This window comes from Halomonas sp. (assembly GCF_031581305.1).
Taxonomy (GTDB): Bacteria; Pseudomonadota; Gammaproteobacteria; order Pseudomonadales; family Halomonadaceae; genus Halomonas.
On record NZ_JAVLBC010000186.1, the window covers coordinates 1 to 6,094 of the forward strand.

General features: G+C 66.7%; 7 protein-coding genes and 1 pseudogene. 2 read left to right on the top strand and 6 right to left on the bottom strand.

What is annotated here, in order from left to right; genetic code table 11:
• The 3 genes from RI841_RS13435 to RI841_RS13445 all read right to left on the bottom strand — a co-directional run.
• Positions 1 to 550, bottom strand: a 550-nt coding sequence (locus RI841_RS13435) for a DEAD/DEAH box helicase (protein WP_405000948.1), incomplete at its 3' end; no start/stop codon positions are given.
• Positions 551 to 663: 113 nt separating this feature from the next.
• Positions 664 to 1,017 (bottom strand): hypothetical protein, encoded by a 354-nt coding sequence (locus RI841_RS13440; RefSeq protein ID WP_310706131.1) that lies wholly within the window; start codon positions 1,015 to 1,017, stop codon positions 664 to 666.
• 88 nt (positions 1,018 to 1,105) lie between these two features.
• Positions 1,106 to 1,777 (bottom strand): TetR/AcrR family transcriptional regulator, encoded by a 672-nt coding sequence (locus RI841_RS13445; protein WP_310706132.1) that lies wholly within the window; start codon positions 1,775 to 1,777, stop codon positions 1,106 to 1,108.
• Between the two features lie 193 nt (positions 1,778 to 1,970).
• Here RI841_RS13445 and RI841_RS13450 point away from each other — a divergent pair, with 193 nt between their 5' ends.
• Positions 1,971 to 2,198, top strand: a complete 228-nt coding sequence (locus tag RI841_RS13450) for a hypothetical protein (RefSeq protein WP_310706139.1) — start codon at positions 1,971 to 1,973, stop codon at positions 2,196 to 2,198.
• 4 nt (positions 2,199 to 2,202) lie between these two features.
• Positions 2,203 to 3,519: a guanine deaminase gene (guaD, locus tag RI841_RS13455; RefSeq protein WP_310706134.1), complete on the top strand. Its 1,317-nt coding sequence runs from the start codon at positions 2,203 to 2,205 to the stop codon at positions 3,517 to 3,519.
• A 12-nt stretch (positions 3,520 to 3,531) separates the two neighbouring features.
• Here guaD and RI841_RS13460 read toward each other — a convergent pair whose 3' ends face one another.
• From RI841_RS13460 to RI841_RS13470, 3 genes and pseudogenes are all read right to left on the bottom strand, one after another.
• Positions 3,532 to 5,220: a diguanylate cyclase gene (locus tag RI841_RS13460; RefSeq protein WP_310706136.1), complete on the bottom strand. Its 1,689-nt coding sequence runs from the start codon at positions 5,218 to 5,220 to the stop codon at positions 3,532 to 3,534.
• A gap of 141 nt (positions 5,221 to 5,361) precedes the next feature.
• Positions 5,362 to 5,747: pseudogene (locus tag RI841_RS13465) on the bottom strand (adenosine deaminase); the annotation flags it as partial.
• A gap of 46 nt (positions 5,748 to 5,793) precedes the next feature.
• The coding region (locus RI841_RS13470; protein ID WP_310706137.1) for an ATP-binding cassette domain-containing protein at positions 5,794 to 6,094 on the bottom strand (301 nt) is incomplete at its 5' end.

Below are 6,094 nucleotides of genomic sequence, written 5' to 3' on the forward strand. Positions count from 1 at the left end.
CCGGGGTGTCGTTGCCCAGCACGCCGAGCAGGGCCTCCACGTCGAGGGTCGCCGACATCACCAGCAGGCGCAGATCGTCGCGCAGGCCCTGCTGGGCATCCAGGGTCAGGGCCAGCCCCAGGTCCGCCTCCAGGCTGCGCTCGTGAAACTCGTCGAAGATCACCCCGGCCACGCCCTCGAGCATGGGGTCGTCCTGAAGCATGCGGGTCAGCACCCCCTGGGTGACCACCTCCAGGCGGGTCGAGGGCCCGACGCGGCTCTCGCCGCGCATCCGGTAGCCGACGGTCTCCCCCACCCGCTCGCCGAGCTGTTCGGCCATGAAGCCGGCGGCCAGGCGCGCCGCCACCCGCCGCGGCTCCAGCAGCAGCAACCTGCCGCCCGTGCACCAGGAGGCCTCGAGCAGCGCCAGCGGCACCCGGGTGGTCTTGCCCGCCCCGGGCTCGGCCACCAGCAGCGCGCGCGGGTGTGATTCGAGGGCCTCGAGGATGGCGTCGAGGCGTGCCTCGATAGGCAGACTGGCCACGGCCATCGAATGGTCATCCCGTGTCATCCGCGACTTCCCGATATCTTCGCCCTCTCTTCTCAATCAGCCGACACGCCACAGCGCCCCCGATCCTGTCCGGACCGGGGGCGCTGCGTTCATGCTCGACGTGGACGGCTTCCCTAGCGCTGGCCACCGTTTCCGCCTTTTCCTCCGCCGGGGCCACCACCGTTACCGCCTTCTCCACCGGAACCGCCACTGCCGCCACTATCAACACCTGAGCCATTGGCATGGCCCTGTCCCCCGCCGGTCGTACCAGAGGTCTCCTCGGCATCGAGCTTGCCCGAGGCATGCTGCTCCATGATGCCGAGCATCTCGTCTTCACCGGGGGTATCTTCGCTCTGCTGGAGGTTCTCGTCATGATACTGCATCAGGAGATCGTCATCGTCCGTCGCCCAGGGATTGGCGTGTCCTGCCAGGGCGGGAGTAGCAGCCAGCAGGAGCAGGCCAGGGATAAGGAGCTTGAGAAAACGCATACGGGTTCCTTTCCTGCAGAAAGAATTGAAGCGAATAATGTTATTCCATTATAGGTCAAGATGACACCCTGTACTTTTCTCTAGAGGCTCAGTCAACCTGCGGTCTGACGCCGCACCCCTTGAGGATCACTCGGGTGAGGAAGGTGGTGATCTCCTCGACATCGGCATCGCTGAGGGCGTCACGGCCGGTGATGCCCAGCACCTGGGCCTCGAAGTCGGCATAGTGCTGGGTGGCCGACCAGATCAGGAAGATCAGCCATACCGGGTCGACGGGATCCATCAGCCCACGCTCGGCCCACTGCTCGAATATCCGCGCCCGGGCCCGGACCCAGTCACGCAACTCGCCGCGCAGGTACTCCTGCAGGAAGGGGGCACCGCCCAGGATCTCGGCAGCGAACAGGCGTGAGCCCTCCGGATGACGCCGTGACAGCTGCATCTTGCTGCGGATGAAGGCCTCCAGCACCTCGGCAGGGTCATCCTCCACCGAGATATCGTCCAGCAGGGCATTCCAGCGCTCCATCATCCGCTCCAACAACCGCACATAGAGGCCACGCTTGCTGCCCATGTAGTAGAGCACGTTGGATTTGGGCAGGCCGGCCTGATCGGCAATCGCCTGGAGGCTCGCCCCCCGATAGCCGTAGCGAGCAAAGACCCGTTCGGCCGCGGCCAGGATCTCACGCTCGTTGCGCAAGCGGGTCACGCCGCTGGCCTCGCCCTGCTCTCTCGCCTCCCGCTCGGCAGGCGCGCTCCCCTGTGTCATTGGCCACCTCACAGCCCCGTGGCGGATCAAAGCCAAGGATAGTGCCCCACCCCCAGGCGAGGTGCAAACGGGCTTGCAGAGCGCTAATCTGGACCAAGCTGAAAGAACTCCTGACCGATTGGTCAGGCAATGAGCCTCCAGAATACAAGCGCGTAAAGGTTAATCCGTCCACACCAACAAAAGAGACAAGGCGATGATCGACTTCCTGCTCAACGGGCAGCCTCGCCACTGCTCGGCTTCGCCCGACACCAGCGTGCTCGAGCTGCTGCGCGACTCGCTCGGCCCGTCCGGCACCAAGGAGGGCTGTGCCACCGGGGACTGCGGTGCCGATGGGGCTGCGGACGTGGTCCAGGCCCTCCACGGTGACCAGCGCGGCCTAGACCCGGCCAAGTTGCGCAACATGCTCACCAATGAGCCCTGACGAGATGACCCATAGCGACTCGCGCGTGCTGCGCGCGGAACTGCTCAGCTTCGATGCCGACCCCGGCGAGGCCGATACGCCTGCCGAGGGCAGCGTGCGCCACCTTACGGACGGCGCCCTGTGGATCGAGAACGGCCACATCCGCGCGGTGGACGACCATGCGCGCCTCTCCCCCGAGCTCCCCGAGGGGATCGAGGTGATCGACCACCGCGGCAAGCTGATCATGCCCGGCTTCATCGACAGCCACGTGCACTACGTGCAGCTGGAGATCATGGCCTCGTACGGCCGTCAGCTGCTCGACTGGCTCAACGACTATACCTTCCCCGAGGAGTGTCGCTTCGCGGCGCGGGAACATGCAGAGGTGATCTCGGAGGCCTTCCTCGACGAGATGCTGAGAGTCGGCACCACCACCGCCCAGGTGTTCTGCTCGAGCCACCCGGTCTCCGTCGATGCCTTCTTCTCCGCCAGCCGCCGGCGCGGGCTGCGCATGCTGGCCGGCAAGGTGCTGATGGACCGCCATGCCCCGGACGCGCTCTGCGACGATACCCTCGGCGGCATCCGCGACACCGAGCGGCTGATCGGCGACTGGCACGGCAAGGGGCGACTGGGCTACAGCCTGACCCCGCGCTTCGCCCCCACCTCCAGCCGGGCCCAGCTGGACGCCACCGGGGGCCTGATGCGCAACGACCCCAGCCTCTGGCTGCAGACCCACCTGGCCGAGAACACCGGCGAGCTGGACTGGGTGGCACAGCTCTTCCCCGACAGCCGCGACTACCTTGAGGTCTACGAGCAGTCGGGCCTGGTGGGCCCGCGCAGCACCTTCGCCCACGGCATCCACCTGGACCAGGCGATGCGCGGCCGGCTCGCCGAACGGGGGGCAAACCTCGCCTTCTGCCCGAGCTCCAACCTCTTCCTCGGCAGCGGCCTCTTCGACCGCTTGGCGGCCCGCGAGATGGGCCTCAACATCACCTACGCCAGCGACGTGGGCGGCGGCACCGACCTCTCGGGCCTTGCCACGCTCAAGGCCGCCTACCAGGTGGGCCAGCTGCGCGGCCAGCCGCTCACCGCCTGGCAGGGCGTCTACGGACTGACGCTGGGCAACGCCCGGTCGCTGTCGCTGGACGGCCACATCGGTCGCCTCGCCCCGGGCATGGAGGCCGACCTGGTGGTGCTCGACCCGACCGCCACCCCGCTGCTGGCACGGCGCACGGCGCGCGGCGGGTCGCTTCCCGAGACGCTCTTCGCGCTGATGATGCTGGGCGACGATCGCTGCGTGGCCGAGACCTGGTCCGGCGGGCGCTTGATGCACCGCAGGGGATGACCCGGAAAGGGACTATACGGCCACCCGGGCCCGGTTGCGCCCCTCCGCCTTGGCCTGGTAGAGCGCCTCGTCGGCTCGCTTCAACAGGCTGTCGAGGCCCTCGCCGGGAATCGCCAGACAGGCCCCCACGCTGATGGTGACCGCGGTACCGTCCACCTCGATCGAGGCGACCGCCTGGCGCAGGCGCTCGGCCACTCGGGTCAGGGTGGACGCGTCGCAGGGCGAGAGCAGCACCAGGAACTCGTCGCCTCCCCAGCGCGAGGCCCGGTCGTAGGGACGCAGCCCGTGCCGCAGCGCCTCGGCGACACGCACCAGGGCCTGATCTCCCGCGGCATGACCGAGGCCATCGTTGAGCTCCTTGAAGCGGTCGAGGTCCAGCCAGATCAGCCCGAAGTGGCTTTCCTCCCGGGACGCCCGCAGGATCAGCTCCTCCAGCCACTGTTGCATGCCGCGACGGTTCATGAGGCCGGTCAGCACATCGCGGATGGCCACCGCCTCGAGCTCCTCGGTGCGCTCGCGGACCCGCTCCTCGAGATCCCGGGTATGGCGCTGGATGGCCTCGGCCATGGATTGGAAATGGTGCATGAGCCGGCCCATCTCGCCTCGCCCCCGGGGCAACTCGGAGGGTGACATGTCCCCTTGCTTGACCCGCTGCATGGCGGCTTCCAGGTCCGCGATAGGGGCCAGCAGTTGGCGACGCAGCGCCAGGTGGAAGACCAGCAGCGTGACGAGCAGGGTCAGCACGAACACCACCGCCACCGGCATGAAACCGTCGATTGGCATCAGGGTTTCCAGATCAAGCAGCGTGACCTCGAACCAACCGAGAGCCGGCAGGAAGGCCACGCCGGCCAGGTGGCGCTTGCCCTCCACGGTCACGAACTCGGTGCGCACGTTCGGCGACTGGTCCGGGGCCTCGCGCAGCTCGCGCATTATGGCGGAGAGCGCCTCGGCGTCACGGGGCAGGTCCACCAGCAGGTCCAGCGTGCGCTTCTGTCCCTCAGGCTTGACGAAACTGGCATAGTCAATGAGGCGACGATCGCGGTAGAGCTGGATGGCACCGTTGTAGTCGACAAACAGGGTGGTGATGCCGGGCTGATGGATATCCACGACCTCCTGCAGGAATCCCTCGAGTTCCAGGCCGGTGCCCACCACTCCCAGGATCTCGCCATCGGCGTCCCGCATCAGGACATCGATCCACAGTTTGGTGACGCCAAGCTCCACGTCCGGATTGACGTTGAGGTGGAAGTCCCGACCCTCCGCGATCAGCCGAAAGAACCAGGCGTCGGCCGGTCGGTCCGCCCTCAGCCGATAGCGAAGGCGCGCCTTGGCATAGTCGTTGGCGGCATTGTTGTGGTAGTAGCGACCGCTACCTCTGAGGGCGACGAAGTAGCTGTTGTCGCGGAAGTTGCGACGGAAGCTTTCCATCTCGGCGAAGGCCTGGGCCTCGAGCGCCGGATCATCGGGGTCCCGCGCCCAGCGCTGCAGCACGATGGAGTCGGCCATCTGGCGCGCCAGGGCAATCTCCCGCTCCAGGGGCTGCAGCAGGCGACCGCTGTCGTACTGCACCTGGATGGCCGCAACGCGCTCGCCCCACTGCTCGATGATGCCTTCGGTGATACGTTGGAAGACGGTCCAGGCGGCCGCTGACGCCACGAGCACGAGGCAAGTCGCCAGCAGCAGGAAACGGGTCTTGAGACTCAAGCAAGGCTCTCCCGGATCGACCCAAAAAGGAGGTAAACCCCCTCCTTCTACAGGATATTACAGGCCGTTGCATACAGGCACCTCAACAAATTTGCCGGCATGTCCCGTCGGCGATTCTTCCCACCCACCCGCGTCGCTGGCCTAGTGGCACGTCGCCAGTTGGCGATGCAGGTCGAGGCGGCGCGTCTCGCAGATGAAGGCGGCCTCGATGGCGGTACCGGCCAGCTGGATGAAGACCTCCTACGACCAGCCAAACGCCTCGGCGCAGGCCTCGAAGTTCGCCAGCATGCCGCCGCCGAAGTAGGCCGGGTCGTCGGAGTTGAGAGTGACCCGAAGGCCCGCGTCCAGCAGCCGCGGCAGGGGTGGTCGGTCATGCGTTCGACGACTTGCAGGCACACATTGGAGAGCGGACAGACAGTGAGCACCACGCCTTCATCGCACAACCGGACCACCAGCGCCGGGTCTTCCAGGCAGCGCACGCCATGGTCGATGCGACAGACCTCCAGCAGATCCAGGGCCTCGCGGATTCGAGGAAATCACGCATGGCAGACCTCATCGGAGACGTCGTCAGCTTCATCCTGAGACATTCTGACCATTCGTGCAAAGCCGTCCGTCGCACAGGGTCAGACAGCAATCGATGCCGGGTGGATCAACAGCCTCCCCGAGCTGATGCACCAGATAGATGACGGTACGACCGGCGAGCCACCCATCGAGCCTCCCGGAAAGGCGTGCCGCAGTATCCGCATCGAGCCCGGCAAACGGCTCGTCAAGGATCACCAGGTCCGGGTCGCGCAACAATACACGGGCCAGGCTGATGCGACGGGCCTGACCGCCGGACAGCTGACGCCCGCCCTCCCCGACACGTGTCGACAGT

Bases quoted from the DNA above. Each gene is read 5' to 3' on its own strand.
- RI841_RS13450 (WP_310706139.1), top strand. From the start codon at position 1,971: ATGATCGACTTCCTGCTCAACGGGCAGCCTCGCCACTGCTCGGCTTCG.
- RI841_RS13445 (WP_310706132.1), bottom strand. From the start codon at position 1,777: ATGACACAGGGGAGCGCGCCTGCCGAGCGGGAGGCGAGAGAGCAGGGC.
- guaD (WP_310706134.1), top strand. From the start codon at position 2,203: ATGACCCATAGCGACTCGCGCGTGCTGCGCGCGGAACTGCTCAGCTTC.
- RI841_RS13440 (WP_310706131.1), bottom strand. From the start codon at position 1,017: ATGCGTTTTCTCAAGCTCCTTATCCCTGGCCTGCTCCTGCTGGCTGCT.